The organism is Halanaerobium saccharolyticum (assembly GCF_003053565.1).
Lineage (GTDB): Bacteria > Bacillota > Halanaerobiia > Halanaerobiales > Halanaerobiaceae > Halanaerobium > Halanaerobium saccharolyticum_B.
On record NZ_QAXS01000012.1, the window covers coordinates 37,976 to 56,808 of the forward strand.

An 18,833-nucleotide genomic window follows, 5' to 3' on the forward strand; every position below is an offset into this window, starting at 1 on the left:
GCCTGAGTTAGCTCGGGCTGTTTAAGAATATTTTCAAAAAATCTATAATATTATAAGGAATTTAAGAGGAGTGATTAACTAAATGGGAATGACAATGATCGAAAAGATCCTGGCTGCTCATTCTGATCAGGATGAGTTAAAACCTGGAGATATAGTAAATGCCAGAGTTGATATGGTGCTCGGTAATGACATAACAACTCCAGTAGCTGTAAAGGAATTTGAGAAGATTGGTGTAGATAAAGTATTTGATAAGGATAGAATTGCAATTGTGCCTGATCATTTTACCCCGAATAAGGATATTAAAGCAGCAGAGCAGGTTAATATGATCAGAAAGTTTGCCAAAAAGTATGAGATTACAAACTTTTTTGAAGTCGGTCAGATGGGAATCGAGCATGTTTTATTACCGGAAAAGGGTCTAACTCTGCCGGGAGAAATTATTATTGGTGCTGACTCTCACACCTGTACTTATGGTGCTTTAGGTGCTTTGGGAACAGGAGTTGGAAGTACTGATATGGCAGCAGCAATGGCTACAGGTAAGGCCTGGTTTAAGGTTCCACCAACGATTAAAATTGTTTATACCGGTGAGCTCAAGCCCCATGTCAGCGGTAAGGATTTAATTTTATATACAATCGGTAAAATCGGTGTTGATGGAGCTCTATATAAGGCAATGGAATTTACCGGAGAGGCAATAGAAAATCTCTCTATGGACGGCAGAATGACAATGTCCAATATGGCAATTGAAGCTGGCGGAAAAGCCGGACTGATTGCAGCAGATGAGAAGACTGAAGCCTATCTTGCAGATAAGGCTCAGCGGGATTATACAGTGCTCAATGCAGATCCGGATGCAGAATACGAAGAGGTTATCGAAATTGATGTCAGTCAGATTTCACCTCAAATTGCTTTCCCAAGTCTGCCTGAGAACACTAAAGGCCTGGATGAAATTGATGAAAAAATTGAAATTCAGCAGGCAGTTATCGGTTCCTGTACCAATGGCCGTTTAGAAGATTTAAGAGCAGCGGCAGAGATTTTAAAGGGACAGAAAGTCAATGAAAATGTGCGCTGTCTTGTTTTCCCCGGTACCCAGAAGATTTACAAACAGGCAATGAACGAAGGCCTTTTTGATATCTTTATTGATGCTGGAGTAGCAGTTTCGACACCGACCTGTGGACCCTGCCTGGGTGGACATATGGGTATTTTAGCTGAAGGTGAAAGAGCCATTTCTACAACCAACCGTAACTTTGTTGGCCGGATGGGCTCAACTAAAAGTGAAGTATATCTTGCCAGTCCAGCCGTAGCAGCAGCCTCGGCAATCAAAGGCTATATTGCCGGTCCAGAGGAGGTTAAATAATGAAGTTAAAAGGAAAAGTATTTAAATATGGAGATAATGTAGATACAGATGTAATTATACCGGCCCGCTATCTTAATTCCTCAGATCCTGAGAATTTAGCGGCCCACTGTATGGAAGATATAGACGCAGATTTTGCAGATGAGGTAAGTGAAGGTGATATTATTGTTGGTGGTAAAAACTTTGGCTCCGGTTCTTCCCGTGAGCACGCACCACTGGCGATAAAATATGCCGGAGTTTCCTGTGTGGTAGCAGAAAGTTTTGCCCGCATCTTTTACCGCAACTCAATTAATATCGGGTTGCCGATTTTAGAATCCCCGGAAGCTGTCAGAGCAGCTGAAGCCGGAGATGAATTGGAAGTTGATATTGACAAGGGTGAGATTAAAAACTTACGCACCGGTGAAAGCTATCAGGCAGAGCCTTTTCCTCCTTTTATGCAGGAGATCATTAAAGACGGTGGCCTGATCGAGCATGTTAAAAAGGAGCTGGTATAGATGTCAAATATAGCATATATACCGGGAGATGGAATCGGAGAAGAGGTAACCAGTCAGGGAATTAAGGTTTTAGAATACCTCGATGGTGCCTATAACCTGGGACTTAAATTTGAAAAGTTTGACCTCGGTGCAGAAAGATATCTAAAAACAGGTGATATTCTGCCGGCTGATGTTTTAAATAAGCTCGAAACCTTTGATTCAATTTATCTCGGGGCTGTTGGTGACCCCAGAGTTGAGCCCGGTGTTTTAGAGAAGGGAATTTTACTCAAGCTCCGCTTTTACTTTGACCAATATGTAAATTTACGTCCAATTAAATTATATAAAGAAGAATTCTCTCCACTTAAAGGTAAGGGAATTAAGGATATTGACTTTACTGTAGTCAGAGAAAATACTGAGGGTATTTATGCCGGTATCGGCGGCTTCTTAAAGAAGGATACCCCGGATGAAGTAGCAACTCAGGAGATGATTAATACCCGTAAAGGTGTGGACAGGGTAATTAAATATGCCTTTGAATATGCGCAGAAATTTGGCAGAGAGCCTAAACTTACTGTCTGTGATAAGAGCAATGTTTTAACCTATGCTCACAACTTATGGCAGCGCTCCTTTAAAGAAATGGGTAAAAATTATCCTGATGTAGAGCAGAATCACTTTTTGGTTGATGCGATTACAATGAAGATGGTTCGCAATCCGGAAATTTTTGATGTGATTGTAACCTGCAACATCTTTGGTGATATTATTACTGACCTTGGTGCAGAAATTCAGGGTGGAATGGGAATGGCTGTTTCTGGTAATATTAATCCGGAGAGTATTTCAATGTTTGAACCTGTTCACGGAAGTGCACCTGATATCGCCGGGCAGAATATAGCTAATCCGCTGGCAGCTGTTTTAGCAGCCGGAATGATGCTGAGAGAGCTCGGTTATGGCAATCTGACACCAAAGGTAGAAGAGGCTGTTAAAGATGCTTTAGAGAATAATATGGTAACTGCCGATCAGGGTGGAGACTTAAGTACAGATGAAGTTGGGGATTATCTGGTTCAAAATCTCAAAAGCAAAGAGGAAGGTGAGTAGTGATGACTTGTGGGATTAACAATTTATGATACGACTTTAAGAGATGGTTCACAGGGAGAAGGAATTTCTTTATCACTCGATGATAAGCTGAGAATCACCAGACAGTTAGACCGTTTTGGTATTGATTTTATTGAAGGCGGCTGGCCGGGATCCAATCCCAAAGATGAAGCTTATTTTAGGGAAGTTCAGAATATGGACTTAGATCACGCTGAGATAACCGCCTTCAGCTCAACCAGAAGGGCAAATGTAAAAGCTGCCGAAGATCCAAATATTTTAAAACTGGTTGAGGCCGGGGTTAACTATGTGACGATTTTTGCTAAAAGTTGGGATCTGCATGTTACAGATGCCCTGCAGATTCCTCTGGCAGAAAATATAGAGATGATCAAAGATACAGTTTCATTTTTAAAATCAGAGGGTTTAAATGTTTTCTTTGATGCCGAGCATTTCTTTGATGGCTATGTGGCCAATCCAGATTATGCTTTAAAAACATTAAAGGCAGCTGCTGAGGCTGGAGCTGAACTCTTGATTTTATGTGATACCAATGGTGGGATGCTTCCTTCTCAGGTAACAAAAATTGTGCAGGAGGTTAAAGCAGAGTGTGAAACTCCGCTTGGTATCCATGCTCATAATGACGGCAATCTGGCTGTAGCCAATTCGCTGGCTGCCTACGAAGAAGGAGCGGTTCAGGTACAGGGTACAGTTGGCGGCCTGGGTGAGCGCTGTGGTAATGCAGATCTATGCAGTGTAATCCCTGCTCTGCAGTTAAAGTACGGAGAAAAGGTTGTTTCAGACCAGCAGCTCAAACAGTTAAAACCACTCTATTTCTTTGTTACTGAAACTGCCAACTTAATTCCAATCAATAATAAGCCCTATGTAGGTAAAAGTGCCTTTACTCATAAGGGTGGGATCCACGTCAGTGCTGTTCGGAAAAATCCGCATACCTACGAGCATATTGAGCCGGAGCTGGTTGGTAATGAGCGCCGGGTGCTGGTCTCAGAGCTGGCAGGTAAGTCCAATCTCCGCTATAAATTAAAGGAAATTGGCTTTAATCTGGAAGACTTCTCTGATCAGATGATTAAAAAGCTGATCAAAAAAGTTAAAACTCTGGAAAATCAGGGCTACCAGTTTGAAGGAGCAGAGGCTTCTCTGATTCTTTTAGCTTTCAGAGAATTTAAAGATTACAGGTCTTTCTTTAAAATCGAGGATTTCAGAACCAACAGTGTGAACAGGGAAAATGAAACCTACTCGGAGGCGGTTGTGAAAATGACAGTCAATGGAGAAAAGGTTCATATTGCTGCTGATGGTGATGGTCCGGTTAATGCCCTGGATAACTGTTTTAGGAAGGCTTTAGTTTCCTTTTATCCAGAAATAACTGAAACCAAATTGATTGACTACAAAGTTAGGGTGCTGAACGGTAATGATGGTACAGCAGCCAAGGTAAGGGTTTTAATTGAGACTGCTGACCTCGAAAAATCCTGGACAACTGTTGGGGTTTCAACCAATATTATTCAGGCTTCCTGGGATGCATTGCTGGATAGTATAGAATACTGGCTCTTAATTGAAGCTGGAATCAGCATCAACTAAGAAAATAAAATTAAAATATTTAAAGTGACAGCTGTGGAGTAATTTCTGCAGCTGTTTTTATATTTATATTGTGTTTTTATTCACTAATAAAATAGTTATTAATATACATTTATTAACAATTATATAAATATTATTTTGAATTATAAGAAAATAATTACAAAAATATGCAGGAAATTTAATTTTTATCGTGAATAATAGAATTATCAGTAAAATTATTAACATTTTATATAAATATAATAAAAAAATGGAAATTAATATAGATAAGAAATAAGGAAGGAGGTAAAATAATGCAGATATTTTGTGAATATTTATACAATAAATACAGCTTTTCTCCTCAAACTAAGCTTAAAATCAAGCAAAAAAGAGAAACTGAAGGAATTAAAGCTTTAATTGATTATCTCAGGGAGGAAAAACTGCTTACTGAAGATCAACTGCTGCAGGCAGTAGCAGCCTATTTTGAAATTGATTTATTTAGGCATTCCAAAATTAAAGCAGCAAAAAATTTAAAGCTGCAGCTCGATATCTCGCAGGTAGAAAAATACAGTTTGATTCTGCTGGCAGAAGCTGAGGATGAATATTTATTTGGGACTCTCTATCCTCCGGATTTATTTTTGGAAGAAAAACTGAAATTCAAATTCAAAGATAAGATTAAATTTTATCTGATGTCTGAAGCTGAATTTAACGAAGCAAAGAATTTAATTTACAGCAACTATTTTCAGCTGGATCAGCAGGAACTGCTGAGTGAACTCGGAGATTTTAAAAAAATTGACAGCAGAGACATAGACAGCTTAAAAAATATAGTAGAAGATGCACCGGTGGTTAAGCTTTTAAACAAAATCTTAACTGAGGCAATTTCTTTAAAGGCCAGTGATATTCACCTGGAAAAAAAGAAAAATTACTTTAAAGTCAGGTACAGAATTGATGGAATTTTAAAAAGTTATTATAATTTGCCGGCAGAAATAGCTGCAGCGGTAATTTCCCGGATTAAAATCATTTCGGCAATGGATATTACAGTCCGCCATCTACCTCAGGATGGCAAAATGGAATTTGAATTTCAAAACTCAAATTATGATATTCGAACTTCGGTAATTCCCACTATTTACGGGGAAAAAGCTGTTTTAAGGCTTTTATTAAGAAACGACCGACTCTTAAAAGTTGAGGAATTAAATTTCAGCAGTTATAACTTAAATAGATTTGAAAAAATTTTCAATTATAATTCTGGTATAATTCTGCTCTCAGGTCCTACTGGAAGCGGAAAAACTACAACCTTATTTTCAATTTTAAACAGGCTGGCTGCAGATAAAAATAACATTATAACTGTTGAAAATCCGGTTGAATATAGGCTGGAACTATTAAATCAGATAGAGATAAATGAGGCACAGGGACTCAACTTTCCGGTTGTTTTAAGGTCTATTTTAAGACAGGACCCGGATATTATAATGATCGGAGAAATTAGAGATAAAGAAACTGCAGAAATAGCAGTTAGAGCGGCAGTAACCGGCCATCTTGTTTTAAGCACCATTCATACTATTGACAGTATATCTGCCGTCAGCAGACTACTTGATATGGGGATTGCCCCTTATTTAATCAGCAGTACTCTCAATGCAGTTGTAGCTCAGAGATTGCTGCGAAAGTTATGCCCTGAATGCCGGAAGAAAAGAAAACTGAAAGCAGAAGAGAAAAATCTGCTCAGTGAGCAAAAATCTAAATTTTTTTACCAGGCAGCAGGCTGCGAAAAATGTAATGATGGTTACCGGGGCAGAACAGCAGCGGTAGAGGTTTTACTAATCAACGCAAAACTGAGGCAGCTGATCAGCCAGCAGGCAGACTATGAGCTGCTAAAAAGCGAAGCAGAGGCTTCAGGGATGCTGAGTCTGGCAGATGCCGCTTTTGAAAAATTGAAAAAAGGAATTACAACCCGGGAAGAAATTCTGAGGGTTATTGAACTGTAGTCCTGATGGGGGGAGATTTCAATTAATTTTAAGAAAAAATTTGACCTAAAGTTTTTTGCAGCTCAGCTGCGGGTTATGCTGGAGTCAGGTCTGAATTTAAACAGGGCCTTAATGATCATCTCCAGACAGACAAATAACAGGCAGCAGGTAGAAATTTATAATGAGCTGCTAAAAAATATTGAATCCGGCCTGAGCCTGGCAGAGGCAATGGAAGAAGATGAGGTTTTTCCAGATCTTTTTACAGCAGTAGTTAAAGCAGGAGAGAAAAGCGGCAGTCTGGTTGAGGTTTTAAAAAGCCTGGAAAATTACTACAGCAGCAGAGAGAAATTAAAAAAAGATATAAAAAAGGCTGCTTTTTATCCCCTGACAGTGATCACAGCTGTATTTATAGCAGCAGCCTTTATTTTTAAATTTATTCTGCCCGTATTTATTGATTTGTTTGCTGAATTTAGTGGTGAGCTGCCTTTAATTACAGTTCTTTTTCTACAGCTGAGTCAGCTATTTAATAATTATTTTATTGTAATCTTAATTTTCCTAATATTATTAATAACAGCTTTTGTATATTTATTTAAAAGTCAGGAAAGAAGAGATTTAAAAAGCAGTTTTCTGCTTCAAACCCCACTTTTATCTATTATTTATCGGGATTTAATTTTAACTCAGATAGCTACTTACTTAGCTCTGCTTTTAAAAAGTGGTTTAAAATTAATTTCTGCTCTTGAACTTTTAAAAAATATAATCAGTGATTATCAGTATCAAAATTTCATTGAGCAGACAACTTTAAATATTTCAAAGGGAGCCTCTTTAACAGATTGTTTTGGAGATAGTAAATATATTCCCGATGTATTCTATTATCTTTTAATGACTGGAGAAGAGACAGCCCAGATGGAGAACATGTTAGAAAGAGCAGGTGATTATTATTACCAAAAATTAAGTGAAGAAATTGCCAGAATGCTGCAGTATTTAGAGCCTTTATTAATAACATTAACTGCAATTTTTGTTGCTTTACTTGCTGCAGCAGTAATGATGCCGATGTTTCAGATCTATTTAATCATCTAATTAGACTGATGTTAATTGTGAGCCAGAAATAGTTTCAACCTAATGGAAACCAATGAAAGAAAGGAATTTATTAATGAAAATTAATTTTAAAGAGATAAATCCGGCCAAAAAAGAAGAGGGTTTTACTCTGATCGAGTTACTAATTGTGATTGTGGTGCTGGGAATTCTAATGACAATGGCGGTGCCGGCTTTAAGTGGAGTAAAAAACAAGGCAGACACAGCAGTTGCCAAAGCAGATCTGCATAATATTATGCACAGCCTCGAGATGTATTATCTGGACCATGGAGAATATCCAGAGGAGATTACAAAGACTGATCTGAGTGCAGTCAGCAGCGAATTAAGTGATTTAAGTATTAAAAATCAAGCTTCAGATTACAGCTATCAGAGTGATGCTGAAAAATATCTAATAATTTATGAGGCTGCTTCAGATGAATTCTATTATATTTCAACTGCAGAATCATCTTTAACTGGTCCTGATTCCACTGAACCGACATTTTAGTTAAATGAAAGTTGAAGCGGGCTTTACTTTAATTGAAGTTCTACTGGTAATTACAGTAATGGGGATTTTATTTACAGTCAGCTATCAGCCGCAGCTTAAAGATGAGTTTAAGATTGAGCAGGAAATAGAAAGCCTGGCAGCTGATCTCCGCTGGGCCAGAAATAAGGCCATTCTTGACAATCAGACCTATATCTTTAGGATTTATACGATCAAAGAAAGTGCTGATGCAACTAAAATCCCCTATTATCTCTATGTTAAAGAAGATGGCAGTAAGATTATTAAGAAAAAAGGATATTATTCTGCCGGTTTAATCCTTTATAAAACTTTAAGCTTTAAAGTTGTAGAAGGAGATTACTATGAGTGGATCAGGTTTAATAATACTGCTACCGCAAGAGGAGGAACAGTCGCCCTGGCTGAGGCAAAAAGCGGGGCCCAAAAATATTCAATTACAGTCAATCAATTAGGGAGGGTTAGAATTGAAAAATAATGCCGGCTTTTCACTACTGGAAGTCATAATCACAATTTCACTGGCAGGAGCTGTACTGGCAGTGATGAGCAGAACAATTAAAACAGGTCTGGAAGTCCATACTTTTCTGGCAGATAAAAATGCAGCGGTAAACTGGACAGAATCAGTTTTAGAGGCCTATAAAAATAGAGATCTGTTGACTGAAGGAGTTGAAGACAGCAGCAGTGAATTTATCAGGAATTTAGAAGTTTTAGAAAAAGAATCTCTACCCAGAGATTATGAGATGACAAGAGTGGAGGTGATTCCATTTGAAAAAGACGGGGTAAAATATGACGGCTTATATAAATTAAAAGTTGAAGTTGATTTTAAATGCAGAAATAAGGAGCATCAAAATGAAGTTCTCAGCCTGCTTGAGAAATAAAATTAAGGCCGCTGAAGGTTTTACTCTGCTTGAAATACTGCTGGTAATTACAATTTCTTCTCTGCTGGCAGCAGTTTTTATGCAGCTGATTACAGATCTTTATCAGAATAACAGTTTTTTTAATCTGCATAACTCATGGCAGCTGGACGGCTATTTAGTGCTTGATTTTATAGCTTTTCAGATAAAAAATGCCAGCAGAGTTGATCTGATCAGCAGTCAGGAAATTGATATCTTTACTTATTATGGCGGAGAATATCAGTGGCTTAAATTTAATGTTTATCAGAGTGGGGGCAGCAGCTCACTGGGAAGAGCGATTGGGAGTAGTGATCCTGGCTTTAAAGATTTCGGCAGAAATCTGGCCCTGCTGGATCGGATTGAGTCTTTGAATTTTGAAATGGTTGCTTCAGGTTTAATAAAAATAACTCTCTATCTGGAAGAAGATGGCGAGAAATTAACAATAAGCAGGTTAATTGATATTTAGTTTTAAAATCTTAATAAAGCAGGTATAGATGATGAATTTATCAGGTAATAGAGGTTTTGTTTTATTTATAAATTTAATATTAATTACTCTGATCGGACTGTTTATTCCACTTCTGATTCAGCAGCAGAAAATTAATTATAGAATTCTGCAGAATAGAATTACTGCCTCCCAAAATATTGAAGCTGTTGAGGCAGGTCTGCAGTATCAGCTTTATTTTTTAAAAGAAGAAGAGCTGCTGCTTGCTGAAAATCTGGAATTAAACAGTCAGTTGAAAGTAGAGCTTTTAGGAGAGGAGGATGATAACTTTATTTACTTAACTGCCAGCCTGGCAGGCAGTATTCCCTATAATGCTGAACTGAAACTGGAAAAAGAAAGTCTAAAAATTATTGAGAAAAAAATATATAGGAGTGAGTGATGATGTTTAATAATTATTATTCTGTAACAATTCCGGCTGAAGATGGTCTTAGAAATCTAGTTGCCAGAGCCAAAGACAATAAGATAAATTTTGTAGATGGAATTAAAGAGCTTTCTTCAATTGGTAAAATTAAAAAGTTCAATTTTAACTGTCAGTATGTTGTTCTATTACCAGCGGCCTCTTTATTTTATCATTCTGTTGCCCTGGAGGAAAAGAACCCTTACCGGATCAGTGAAGACAGTATCTTGAGCAAATTTGCTGAAGTTAAAAGTAATTTTGAAGAGGAATATTATTATGATTACTTAGAAATTGTTTCTGAGCAGACGCAGGAGCGGGAGATTAAATTCTTCGCAGCCGATAAAACGATGCTGGATCCCCTAACAGCAGATATGGATAAATACAAAAACAATTATCTGGTATCTGCTCTACCGGTGGCCGTATTTTCAGTAATCAATAAAATTGTCTCGGCAGCTGATTATCTTCTATATTATAAGATAAATGGAAGTTACACGCTGCTGACAGCTGTAGATAAAAAACTCGATCTGCTCCAGTCTTCAATTAAGGAGACAGAGCTGCAGCAGGAAATTAATAAGACCAGAAAATATTATTTAAATAATAAAAATCTGGAGCTGGAAATTCTGGAAGGTAAAAGTGACCTGCTCAATTTAAGTGATTTAATAGAGCTGGAAGCTGATGATTTTGTCTTTTTAACCTCTCTGCTCTGGAGTATCAGCAGATGCCAGTGATCTTTAAGGAAAAAAAGTATGATCGGCTTTTAATTATAATGAAGGAATTATTAATTATAGTTTTACTGCTGCTTCTTTCCCTGCTTATTATTAATTTTTTTCTGGATAAGCTTAATCAAGGCTATCAGGCAGAACTGAGTCAGCTGCAGCAGGAAGAATTGAAATATTTATCCTTAATTAAAAAGAACGAAGAAAATAACTTAGCCGAGAATTCTGCAGCTGAAAAATATAATTTATTGATAACTCTAACCGGCTGCAGTAAAGAAATCAAACTAAATTCTCTTCACTTAAAAAACGAAAAACTTACTCTCACTGCAGAGAGTAAAGAGCAGGAGCTGATCTTAAAATTTGTTGATTCCTTAAAAGCTGATCACACTTTTTTTAATGTAAATTTGCTCAGATTGACCCAGCAGAATGGATATAATTTTCAGCTGGAAACTATTATCAGACAGTGATGGAGGTAAAGGATGAACAGAAAAAAGCTTGTGATTATTTCGGCAGTTTTCCTGCTCGGCTTGCTCTTATTTATGCAGTTTGGGAAAAGTAGAGAGCAGCTTGCAGTAAGGAGAAATCTGGAGAGTAAAATTGAAGCCCAGCAGAAACAGATTCTTATATTAGAGAATAAATATACTTCAGCAGAGAGCTCAGAAAAGACTCCAGCTAGAGAACAAAAATATAATTTAAAAGACTCTACTGCTCAGATACTGGCAGAGCTCAAGCTTTATGACCTGGAACTTATTGATTTCAGCAGTGGAGAAAATGAACTTAATTTAAATCTGCAGGGAGAATTCAAATCAATTCTCAGCTTTATCTATTATTTAGAGACTGAATTAAAGTTTCTGGAGATTGCTGAGTTCAAAATCGAGGATGACAGCAGAAAGCTGTTTTTCTTTGTAAAATTAAAAAATGAGCTGATATAGATGGAAAAATTATTGAAAAACAAAAAAATAATTCTACTTCTAACTGTTCTTTTACTATTAGTAGTATTTTCTGCCTACATTAAGACTTCCGAAGTTAAACTGACTGAGATTCATCAAAAGCCTGAAGAGGCTGAAGCTGAACTTCTTTTTAAAGGAGAAAAAGCTTCAGAAAAAAATGAAAAAGTAGTAAGAAAAGAAGAAACTGTGGAGGAAAGCAGAGAAGCCAAAGCTGCAGTTAGTAAAATAGCACTAATTAGTGAAATTAAAGATCCATTTAAAGGAGATTCAGATTCCAGCAGCGGGCAAAAAGAGGCGGCAGCAGAAGGGAAAGAGCAGAAAAAAAATATTTATCCCGCTGAGCTGATAGATTTAGAAAAAAATATTATTGCCCGCGATTTAATTAAAAAAACTGCTCGAGATAATAAGCTGCAGCAGAAGAATCCAAAAGACTCAGAATTAAAGCCTGATCAGAGCAGTGAAAATCAAGCTGCTGCTGAAAACAAATTGAATATAGATAGACTGCAGCTTCCCTTTAAACTGCTGGGAATTATCAGGCAGAATAATAATTCAGCGGTTCTTTTTCTCTATCAGGGGCAGACTGTTGTTAAAAGTGAAAATGATAAGATTGGTCAGTTTACGATTAAAGAGATTCAAAATAAGGAGATAATAATTAGTTATCAGCAGGCAGAACGAGTTATTAAGCTCTGGGAGGATGGAAAAAATGAAAAATAAAGTACTAAAACTGCTTCAGATATCAATTATGTTAATTATACTTCTGCTGCTCTCTGCTTTTGTTAGAGCGGAAACTGCAGCTGAAACTGAATTAATTTCAATTAACTTAAGAGATGTAGAACTGGAAACAGCCTTAATCATGCTGGCAAATACAGCTGAAAAAAATTTAATCTGTGACAGCTCGGTTAAAGGTAAAATTACCGTCATTTTTAATGATATTCCTTTTGAAAATGCTCTGAACTTAATTACTGACAGTTTTAATCTTGACTACAGCAGTCAGAACGAAATCATTTATGTCAGCACCAGTGAAAAAATGGCCGCAGATAAGAAAAAAGTTGTCAGTAAAAAATATAAATTTCAAAATTTAAGTTCTGAGCTGGCGGCTGAAATCCTAAAAAAGAACTTTGAAGAAATCAAAGTTATTGATTTAAATAGTGAGGGACTGCTTGTTAACTGTCAGGAAGAGGATTTAAATGAGCTGGAAAAGATAATCAGCCAGATAGATCAGCCGCAAAAACAAATTATGATCAAAGCTCGAATTGAAGAAATAAGCAGGACAAAGATTAAAGAGCTGGGCATCAATCCCAATCAGCTCTCTGAATTAAAGATCATTAAAGATGACGCAGGAAACATAGAAAAATTAAAGCCTGGCTGGCCAGAAACCCTTAAGGCACTCAATGAAAAAGGTCTGTCCAATATCCTGGCCAATCCCAGTTTAATGACCCTGGACAGAAAGAAAGCAAAACTGGTGATTGGTGATCAGATTCCAGTCAAGCTGGAAAGAGTTGAATCTGATAAAACTGTTTCCACGATCAGTTATATTGAAGCCGGTATTGTACTCGAATTTCTGCCAAAGATCATCAATCAAAAGCAGGTGCTTTTAGAAATCAAGCCTTCTGTAAATAGTATCGGTCAGATTCTGGCTGATGGACTGCCGGCAGTAAATTCGCGCAGTGCTGAAACTACAGTAATTTTAGAAAATGGAGAAACCCTGGCAATAGGTGGCTTAATTAAAAAAGATGAGTTAAAAACAATCAGAGAAGTTCCAATTCTTGCCGATCTGCCGCTGCTTGGAGCCTTATTTTCGGCCTCAGAAAATACAGATATAGAAACAGAACTAATAATTTTTATTACTCCCGAAATCATAGAAACGGAAAACAAATTGAGCCCGGCAGAGAAGGATGAGGCAGTTTCCAGTCAAAATGTTAAAAAAATCAGCAGTCAAAAAGAGGAGATTAAAGGGGAAAAGGAGAATAAAACATATAGAGAGTTTAAAACACTGACTGCAGAAGAATTAGAAGAAATTTTAAATAAATAAAAGGATATTTGTATTTTTTAGAGAATTTTAATTCAGGGGAAACCCTGAATTTTCTTTTAAAAACTGCTTTTATTAAAATTTAAAGATAATTATGAAAGGCAGCTGATCAGATTGCTGACTAAAATTGATAAAAAGATAAATCTAAAAAATATAATTATCTATCTGATTTTCTCTGCCAATTTTTTGATATTATTTGCCTATTTACCCTTTTATCAGGAATTTCAGCTTTTTAAGGGGGCGGATAATAACTATCAGCTGCTGCGCTTTGATAATATTTATTTTCCCCGTTTAAAAATTCTAACTTACAGTGCTTTTATTTTGCTGATCCTATTTCTGATCTATATAATTAAAAATCAGGATAATATTAAAAATAATGTCTTTAATTATCTTATTTTTTCACTTTTTATTCTGTTTTCATTTTCAACCTATTTTGCTGTTGATCCATTTACAGCTTTGAATGGGAGAATTTATCGCTGGGAGGGATTTATTGCCCTGGCAGCCTATCTTTTTTTCAGTTTTTTAACTGCAAATCTGGTAAGAAAATTAAATTACTTTAAGATCTATGCCTATTTAATCTGGGGTTCTGCGGCAGTTTTATCAGTTTATGGTCTGCTGCAGTATTTTGGTTTTGACTTTATTAAAAGAGATCCTTTAAGAGAAAATTGGTACCGAGCCTTTGCTACTTTTGGCAATCCTAATTTTGCAGCCAGTTTTTCTGTTCTAGTTCTGCCCACCTTTATTTTGCTCTACCTGGTTTTAAAAAAGAGTAGTTATAAAAGTGCAGCTTTTGCCGGCAGCTCCCTGGTATATGCCTTTTTATTGAGTACAGCAACCAGAGGTGCCTGGCTTGGTTTTTTTCTAACAGTAACAGCGGCAGTTATATTACTTTTTGATTATCTTAAGCAGAAGAAAAAAGAAATTCTTAAACTGCTTCTTATTTTCATTTTGATAACTATCTTTTTGAATTCTTTTCACGGCGGCTTAACCGGGCTCAGGTTTATCAGCATTTTCCATGATCTGCAGGATCTTTCTTCAGCTGAAGAGGAAGAAATAGATAGGGTGGGGTCAAATAGAATCTTCATCTATAAAAATTCTCTACCGCTGCTGCTTGAAAATCCAATCCTGGGAGCTGGACCTGATAATTTTGCTGAAGTATTTCCCCAGCAGAAATACAGAGAATTTGCCGGCAGTAAAAATCAGATAGTTGATAAAGCACATTCAGAATATCTTCAGCTTGGGGTAACGGCAGGAATACCTGCTTTAATAATTTATTTAGCCCTAATTGCATATATTTTATACCAGCTGCGGCCAAAAGCGGTGCAAAAAATTGAGCTCGAGCAGAAAGAAGGACTCAAGGAATTTATTAAATTAACTCTGTTTTTTTCTATACTTGCCTATGCACTTCAGGCAGTATTAAATATAAGTGTTGTTACAGTAGCTCCCGTATTCTGGACCATTCTTGGTTTTGCTGGAGCATATATTATAAATTTTAAAGATGATTAGTTTGAGGAGGAGAGTAGTAGATGAAAATTGTTTTAACCGGTTTTATGACAGCAGGAAAGACCACTGTGGCCAAAATGCTGGCCGATAAAAAGAATTTAAATTTTTATGACAGTGATGATTTAATTGAAGCTAGAGAAAAAATGAGTATTGAAGAGATTTTTTCTGTTAAAGGTGAGGATTATTTTAGAAAAGTTGAAAAAGAAGTTATTTCTGAGCTTTTGAGTTCTAAGCAGGATCTGGTTCTGGCTCCAGGTGGAGGAGCAGTTTTAAATGACGAGCTGCGGCAGTTAATGCTGGAGCAGGCAGAAGTTTTCTGTCTTGATGTCAGTGCAGAAGAGGTTTTAAGGAGAAATAATAGTGATCAGATAATTAGACCTCTGCTCGAAGTTGATAATCCGCTGGCAAAAATTAATTCACTTTTAACTGAAAGGAAAAAATATTATCAGCAGATCCCGACTCACTTTGACAGTGACCGCTATTCGGCAGCAGAGATTGTTGATTTGATTTTAGCCGAGCTGCCCGATCAAAAATTAAAAATTGAAATTAAAGCCCAGGATTCTTCCTACCCGGTGCTGATTGATCAGAAGTTTAAGCAGAGCAGTTTTAGTAAAATTTTGGAGTTGATCAGGGGTCGGAAAGTATTTTTGCTGGCTGATCAAATAGTAATGGATAATCATGCTGAGCCAATTATTAATTTAATGGAAGAAAAAGCTGAGTTGATTAAATTAGAACTTGAAGCTGGAGAACAGATAAAAGATCTTCAGTATCTAAAAAAGGCATATGATATTTTATATGAAAATAATTTCAGCCGCTCTGATTATGTAATTGCATTTGGTGGCGGCACTATTGGTGATCTGGGAGGTCTAATTGCATCCACCTATTTAAGAGGATTAAAACTGATCCAGATGCCTACAACCTTAATATCTCAGCTTGACAGCAGTGTTGGCGGCAAAACAGCTGTTAATTTTAGAGAGACCAAAAATTTAATCGGCAGCTTTTATCAGGCAGATTTGGTCTATTATCAGCTGCAGTGGCTTGAAACTCTGGATATTAGAGAAATAAAATCAGGACTCGGCGAAGTTATTAAATATGCTGTCCTTGGCGGCAGTCCGCTGTTTGAGATTTTAGCTGACAATAAAGAAAAAATTCTTAATTTAGATCAGGATATCCTGCTGGAGATTTCAAAAATTTCTCTCGAGATGAAGGATTATTATGTCAGTGAAGATGTTAAAGACAGGGGATTAAGAAAAAAACTTAATCTGGGCCACAGCTTCGGCCATGCAGTAGAAGGAGCGGAAAAGTTCAAATACAAACACGGTGAGGCAGTAGTAATGGGAATTGCTTTTACGGCCTTTTTATCTCATAAAATTGGAAAATTAAATGAGGAAGCTTTTCACAAAATTATCAGCCTGATTCAGGCTTTTGACTATCAGCTTTTCCCTTCAGAAACTATTGAAGCCGAAGAACTTGCTTCCTATATTGCCCATGATAAAAAGATTAGTGATAATAAAATGTGGTGGGTTTTAATTAATGATCTTGGAGATACTTATTTAAGTGATAGATTTGATCACAAAAATATTCAAAAATACATGGAGGAATATTTATGCAGAGAGTGGCTGTAATTCATGGACCAAATTTAAATATGCTGGGTTTAAGAGAACCAGAAATTTATGGGACAACTAACTTAAAAATGTTGAATGAAGATTTAAAGACTAAAGCAGAAGAAATTAATTTAGAAATAGAAATCATGCAGAGTAACCACGAGGGAGAAATTGTTGATTATCTGCATCAAAATTACGAAAAACTGGATGGAGTAATCATTAATCCAGGCGGGCTGACTCATACAAGTGTGGTATTAAGAGATGCTCTGGCTTCTGTAAGGCTGCCGGTGATTGAAGTCCACATCAGCAACATTCACCGCCGGGAAGAATTTAGGAAAAAATCAATTACGGCAGGGGCGGCTGTTGGTCAGATTACCGGTCTCGGAGTACAGGGATATCTGCTGGCTCTGGATGGAATAAAAGAGGTATTAAGAAAGGAGAAATATTAGTTATGGAGAAAAGAATAAATAAGCTCAGAGAAAAAATGAAAGAAAAAAATATAGAGGCTTTTTTAGTTACTAAAAAAGAAAATGTTCGCTATTTAAGTCAGTTTACCGGAACCGCAGGTAAACTTCTGATTACCGAAAAAGACAGTATTTTTATTACAGATTTTCGCTATCTGGATCAGGCAGCAGATCAGACAGATGGCTGTGTAATCGAAGAAATAAGCAGCAATTTTATTAAAGGTTTTGCAGAATTGTTAAAAAGAAAAAAAATAAAAAATTTAAGTTTTGAAAGCCAGGATCTCAACTTTAAAACATATCAGCAGTTAAAAGAAAAACTGGAATTAGAAAATCTTAATCCAGTTGAATCAGTTGTTGAAAGTTTAAGAATGATTAAGGATTCAAGTGAGATTCAAAAAATAAAAAAAGCAGTAGAAATTGCGGATCAGGGATTCCAGTTTTTACTTGATTTTATTGAAGTGGGTAAAAGTGAGAAAGAAATTGCCCTGGAGCTGGAATTTTTTATGAAAAGAAATGGTGGGGAGGCCAATGCCTTTGATTTTATAGTGGCTTCTGGTAAAAGGGGAGCTCTGCCGCATGGTGTCGCCTCAGATAAACTGATAGAAAAAGGAGATCTGGTAACCATTGATTTTGGCACTGTTTATCAGGGATATCATTCAGATATCACCCGGACAGTTGCTGTTGGGGAGCCGGCTTCGGAATTAAAAGAAATCTATCAGCTTGTTTTAGAAGCCCAAAAGAAAGTAATTTCCGAGATCAAAGCAGGTATGAGCTGTGTGGAAGCAGATAAGATTGCCAGAGATTTAATCAAAGAAGCCGGTTATGGAGATAACTTTGGTCACGGTCTGGGTCACGGAGTTGGACTTGAAATTCATGAGGGTCCGCGAGTTTCCTATACCTCGGAAGACAACTTGAAACCGGGCATGGTGGTCACAGATGAGCCCGGGATCTATATTTCAGGGCTTGGAGGAGTAAGAATTGAGGACGACCTCTTAATCACTGAAAATGGCTGTGAGGTCTTAAATGCAGCCCCCAAGGAATTGATAATTTTATAAATATAGCCGATCAGTAAAGCTTATTAAACTCTCATTCAGCCAAAACACTGAACTTAAAGCCCAATAATTTGTTTAAAAAGCTAATTTCTGCTATAATTGAACTGCAGTAAAAAATAGTGGAGGTGCTTTAAATGATTTCAACAAATGATTTTAATACTGGTTTAACAATAGAGCTGGATGGAGAGGTTTATCAGGTAATAGAATTTCAACATTCAAAATCCGGCAGAGGCAGCGCATTTGTTAGAACTAAATTAAGAAATGTTGAAGAGGGTTACACAATTAATAAGACTTTTAAGGCGGGAGAAAAAGTAGAAACCGCCCATGTTGAAAAAAAGAAGATGCAGTTTTTATACTGGGATGGTAGTGACTATATTTTTATGGACAATGATACTTACGAACAGTTTCATCTCAGTGAAGAACAGCTGGGAGATAAGGTTAAATATTTGAAGGAAAATATGGAACTTGATATAGCTGTTTATCAGGGACGTCCGATTGATATAGAACTGCCAACTTTTGTTGAGTTAATTGTAGAAGATACTCAGCCGAATATTAGAGGTAATACTGTTTCTGGAGGCAGCAAACCTGCTACAATGGAAACAGGTCTGGTTGTACAGGTTCCTTTATTCATTGAAGAAGGAGATATTTTAAAAATAGATACCCGCAGCAACGAATATATCGAAAGAGCAAACAGCTAAATACTTTTGAAGGGGGAA

Annotated in this window: 21 protein-coding genes; all 21 read left to right on the top strand. The window is 36.8% G+C overall.

Annotation, left to right across the window (positions count from 1 at the left end; genetic code table 11):
• Positions 1–82 precede the first annotated feature (82 nt).
• The 21 genes from leuC to efp all read left to right on the top strand — a co-directional run bounded on the left by leuC (position 83) and on the right by efp (position 18,815).
• Positions 83–1,348 (top strand): 3-isopropylmalate dehydratase large subunit, encoded by a 1,266-nt coding sequence (gene leuC / locus C8C76_RS06595; protein ID WP_108139841.1) that lies wholly within the window; start codon positions 83–85, stop codon positions 1,346–1,348.
• Positions 1,348–1,839, top strand: a complete 492-nt coding sequence (leuD, locus tag C8C76_RS06600; RefSeq protein WP_108139843.1) for a 3-isopropylmalate dehydratase small subunit — start codon at positions 1,348–1,350, stop codon at positions 1,837–1,839. Before leuC ends, leuD begins: the two co-directional genes overlap by 1 nt.
• The gene (locus C8C76_RS06605; protein ID WP_108139845.1) at positions 1,840–2,907 is read left to right on the top strand and encodes a 3-isopropylmalate dehydrogenase; all 1,068 of its coding nucleotides are present in this window, start codon (positions 1,840–1,842) and stop codon (positions 2,905–2,907) included.
• A gap of 9 nt (positions 2,908–2,916) precedes the next feature.
• Positions 2,917–4,491, top strand: a complete 1,575-nt coding sequence (cimA, locus tag C8C76_RS06610) for a citramalate synthase (protein WP_108139847.1) — start codon at positions 2,917–2,919, stop codon at positions 4,489–4,491.
• Positions 4,492–4,778: 287 nt separating this feature from the next.
• Positions 4,779–6,443 (top strand): GspE/PulE family protein, encoded by a 1,665-nt coding sequence (locus tag C8C76_RS06615; protein ID WP_108139849.1) that lies wholly within the window; start codon positions 4,779–4,781, stop codon positions 6,441–6,443.
• A gap of 66 nt (positions 6,444–6,509) precedes the next feature.
• Positions 6,510–7,499 (top strand): type II secretion system F family protein, encoded by a 990-nt coding sequence (locus C8C76_RS06620; RefSeq protein WP_258222437.1) that lies wholly within the window; start codon positions 6,510–6,512, stop codon positions 7,497–7,499.
• 73 nt (positions 7,500–7,572) lie between these two features.
• On the top strand, positions 7,573–7,998 hold the full coding sequence (locus tag C8C76_RS06625) for a type IV pilin protein (RefSeq protein WP_108139853.1): 426 nt from the start codon (positions 7,573–7,575) through the stop codon (positions 7,996–7,998).
• Between the two features lie 4 nt (positions 7,999–8,002).
• On the top strand, positions 8,003–8,485 hold the full coding sequence (locus C8C76_RS06630; protein WP_108139855.1) for a pilus assembly FimT family protein: 483 nt from the start codon (positions 8,003–8,005) through the stop codon (positions 8,483–8,485).
• Positions 8,475–8,885, top strand: a complete 411-nt coding sequence (locus tag C8C76_RS06635) for a prepilin-type N-terminal cleavage/methylation domain-containing protein (protein WP_108139857.1) — start codon at positions 8,475–8,477, stop codon at positions 8,883–8,885. Before C8C76_RS06630 ends, C8C76_RS06635 begins: the two co-directional genes overlap by 11 nt.
• Positions 8,857–9,366: a type II secretion system protein gene (locus tag C8C76_RS06640; RefSeq protein WP_108139859.1), complete on the top strand. Its 510-nt coding sequence runs from the start codon at positions 8,857–8,859 to the stop codon at positions 9,364–9,366. The genes C8C76_RS06635 and C8C76_RS06640 overlap by 29 nt, the downstream gene beginning before the upstream one ends.
• A gap of 28 nt (positions 9,367–9,394) precedes the next feature.
• Complete coding sequence (locus C8C76_RS06645) at positions 9,395–9,781, top strand: hypothetical protein (protein WP_258222435.1); 387 nt, start codon at positions 9,395–9,397, stop codon at positions 9,779–9,781.
• A gap of 2 nt (positions 9,782–9,783) precedes the next feature.
• Positions 9,784–10,527 carry a hypothetical protein gene (locus tag C8C76_RS06650; protein WP_108139863.1) on the top strand — a complete coding sequence of 248 codons (744 nt, stop codon included), beginning with the start codon at positions 9,784–9,786 and terminating at the stop codon, positions 10,525–10,527.
• A complete protein-coding gene (locus tag C8C76_RS06655; RefSeq protein WP_108139865.1) occupies positions 10,518–10,982 on the top strand; it encodes a hypothetical protein in 465 nt (154 codons plus the stop codon). The genes C8C76_RS06650 and C8C76_RS06655 overlap by 10 nt, the downstream gene beginning before the upstream one ends.
• 12 nt (positions 10,983–10,994) lie before the next feature.
• Positions 10,995–11,447: a hypothetical protein gene (locus C8C76_RS06660; protein WP_108139867.1), complete on the top strand. Its 453-nt coding sequence runs from the start codon at positions 10,995–10,997 to the stop codon at positions 11,445–11,447.
• Complete coding sequence (locus tag C8C76_RS06665; RefSeq protein ID WP_108139869.1) at positions 11,448–12,179, top strand: hypothetical protein; 732 nt, start codon at positions 11,448–11,450, stop codon at positions 12,177–12,179.
• A complete protein-coding gene (locus C8C76_RS06670; RefSeq protein ID WP_108139871.1) occupies positions 12,169–13,497 on the top strand; it encodes a type II secretion system protein GspD in 1,329 nt (442 codons plus the stop codon). The genes C8C76_RS06665 and C8C76_RS06670 overlap by 11 nt, the downstream gene beginning before the upstream one ends.
• A 111-nt stretch (positions 13,498–13,608) precedes the next feature.
• Positions 13,609–15,000: an O-antigen ligase family protein gene (locus C8C76_RS06675; RefSeq protein ID WP_258222436.1), complete on the top strand. Its 1,392-nt coding sequence runs from the start codon at positions 13,609–13,611 to the stop codon at positions 14,998–15,000.
• 20 nt (positions 15,001–15,020) lie between these two features.
• Positions 15,021–16,622 carry a 3-dehydroquinate synthase gene (gene aroB, locus C8C76_RS06680; RefSeq protein WP_108139875.1) on the top strand — a complete coding sequence of 534 codons (1,602 nt, stop codon included), beginning with the start codon at positions 15,021–15,023 and terminating at the stop codon, positions 16,620–16,622.
• Complete coding sequence (gene aroQ / locus C8C76_RS06685; protein ID WP_108139877.1) at positions 16,604–17,050, top strand: type II 3-dehydroquinate dehydratase; 447 nt, start codon at positions 16,604–16,606, stop codon at positions 17,048–17,050. Before aroB ends, aroQ begins: the two co-directional genes overlap by 19 nt.
• Positions 17,051–17,052: 2 nt before the next feature.
• On the top strand, positions 17,053–18,120 hold the full coding sequence (locus tag C8C76_RS06690; RefSeq protein ID WP_108139879.1) for a M24 family metallopeptidase: 1,068 nt from the start codon (positions 17,053–17,055) through the stop codon (positions 18,118–18,120).
• A gap of 131 nt (positions 18,121–18,251) precedes the next feature.
• On the top strand, positions 18,252–18,815 hold the full coding sequence (efp, locus tag C8C76_RS06695) for an elongation factor P (protein WP_108139881.1): 564 nt from the start codon (positions 18,252–18,254) through the stop codon (positions 18,813–18,815).
• The last annotated feature ends 18 nt before the right edge of the window (positions 18,816–18,833 follow it).

What these genes read in the sequence shown, in the direction of transcription:
- leuC (WP_108139841.1), top strand. Translation starts at nt 83, where the DNA reads ATGGGAATGACAATGATCGAAAAGATCCTGGCTGCTCATTCTGATCAG.
- leuD (WP_108139843.1), top strand. Translation starts at nt 1,348, where the DNA reads ATGAAGTTAAAAGGAAAAGTATTTAAATATGGAGATAATGTAGATACA.
- C8C76_RS06605 (WP_108139845.1), top strand. Translation starts at nt 1,840, where the DNA reads ATGTCAAATATAGCATATATACCGGGAGATGGAATCGGAGAAGAGGTA.
- C8C76_RS06615 (WP_108139849.1), top strand. Translation starts at nt 4,779, where the DNA reads ATGCAGATATTTTGTGAATATTTATACAATAAATACAGCTTTTCTCCT.
- C8C76_RS06625 (WP_108139853.1), top strand. Translation starts at nt 7,573, where the DNA reads ATGAAAATTAATTTTAAAGAGATAAATCCGGCCAAAAAAGAAGAGGGT.
- C8C76_RS06630 (WP_108139855.1), top strand. Translation starts at nt 8,003, where the DNA reads ATGAAAGTTGAAGCGGGCTTTACTTTAATTGAAGTTCTACTGGTAATT.
- C8C76_RS06640 (WP_108139859.1), top strand. Translation starts at nt 8,857, where the DNA reads ATGAAGTTCTCAGCCTGCTTGAGAAATAAAATTAAGGCCGCTGAAGGT.
- C8C76_RS06645 (WP_258222435.1), top strand. Translation starts at nt 9,395, where the DNA reads ATGATGAATTTATCAGGTAATAGAGGTTTTGTTTTATTTATAAATTTA.
- C8C76_RS06650 (WP_108139863.1), top strand. Translation starts at nt 9,784, where the DNA reads ATGTTTAATAATTATTATTCTGTAACAATTCCGGCTGAAGATGGTCTT.
- C8C76_RS06655 (WP_108139865.1), top strand. Translation starts at nt 10,518, where the DNA reads ATGCCAGTGATCTTTAAGGAAAAAAAGTATGATCGGCTTTTAATTATA.
- C8C76_RS06660 (WP_108139867.1), top strand. Translation starts at nt 10,995, where the DNA reads ATGAACAGAAAAAAGCTTGTGATTATTTCGGCAGTTTTCCTGCTCGGC.
- C8C76_RS06665 (WP_108139869.1), top strand. Translation starts at nt 11,448, where the DNA reads ATGGAAAAATTATTGAAAAACAAAAAAATAATTCTACTTCTAACTGTT.
- C8C76_RS06670 (WP_108139871.1), top strand. Translation starts at nt 12,169, where the DNA reads ATGAAAAATAAAGTACTAAAACTGCTTCAGATATCAATTATGTTAATT.
- aroB (WP_108139875.1), top strand. Translation starts at nt 15,021, where the DNA reads ATGAAAATTGTTTTAACCGGTTTTATGACAGCAGGAAAGACCACTGTG.
- aroQ (WP_108139877.1), top strand. Translation starts at nt 16,604, where the DNA reads ATGCAGAGAGTGGCTGTAATTCATGGACCAAATTTAAATATGCTGGGT.
- C8C76_RS06690 (WP_108139879.1), top strand. Translation starts at nt 17,053, where the DNA reads ATGGAGAAAAGAATAAATAAGCTCAGAGAAAAAATGAAAGAAAAAAAT.
- efp (WP_108139881.1), top strand. Translation starts at nt 18,252, where the DNA reads ATGATTTCAACAAATGATTTTAATACTGGTTTAACAATAGAGCTGGAT.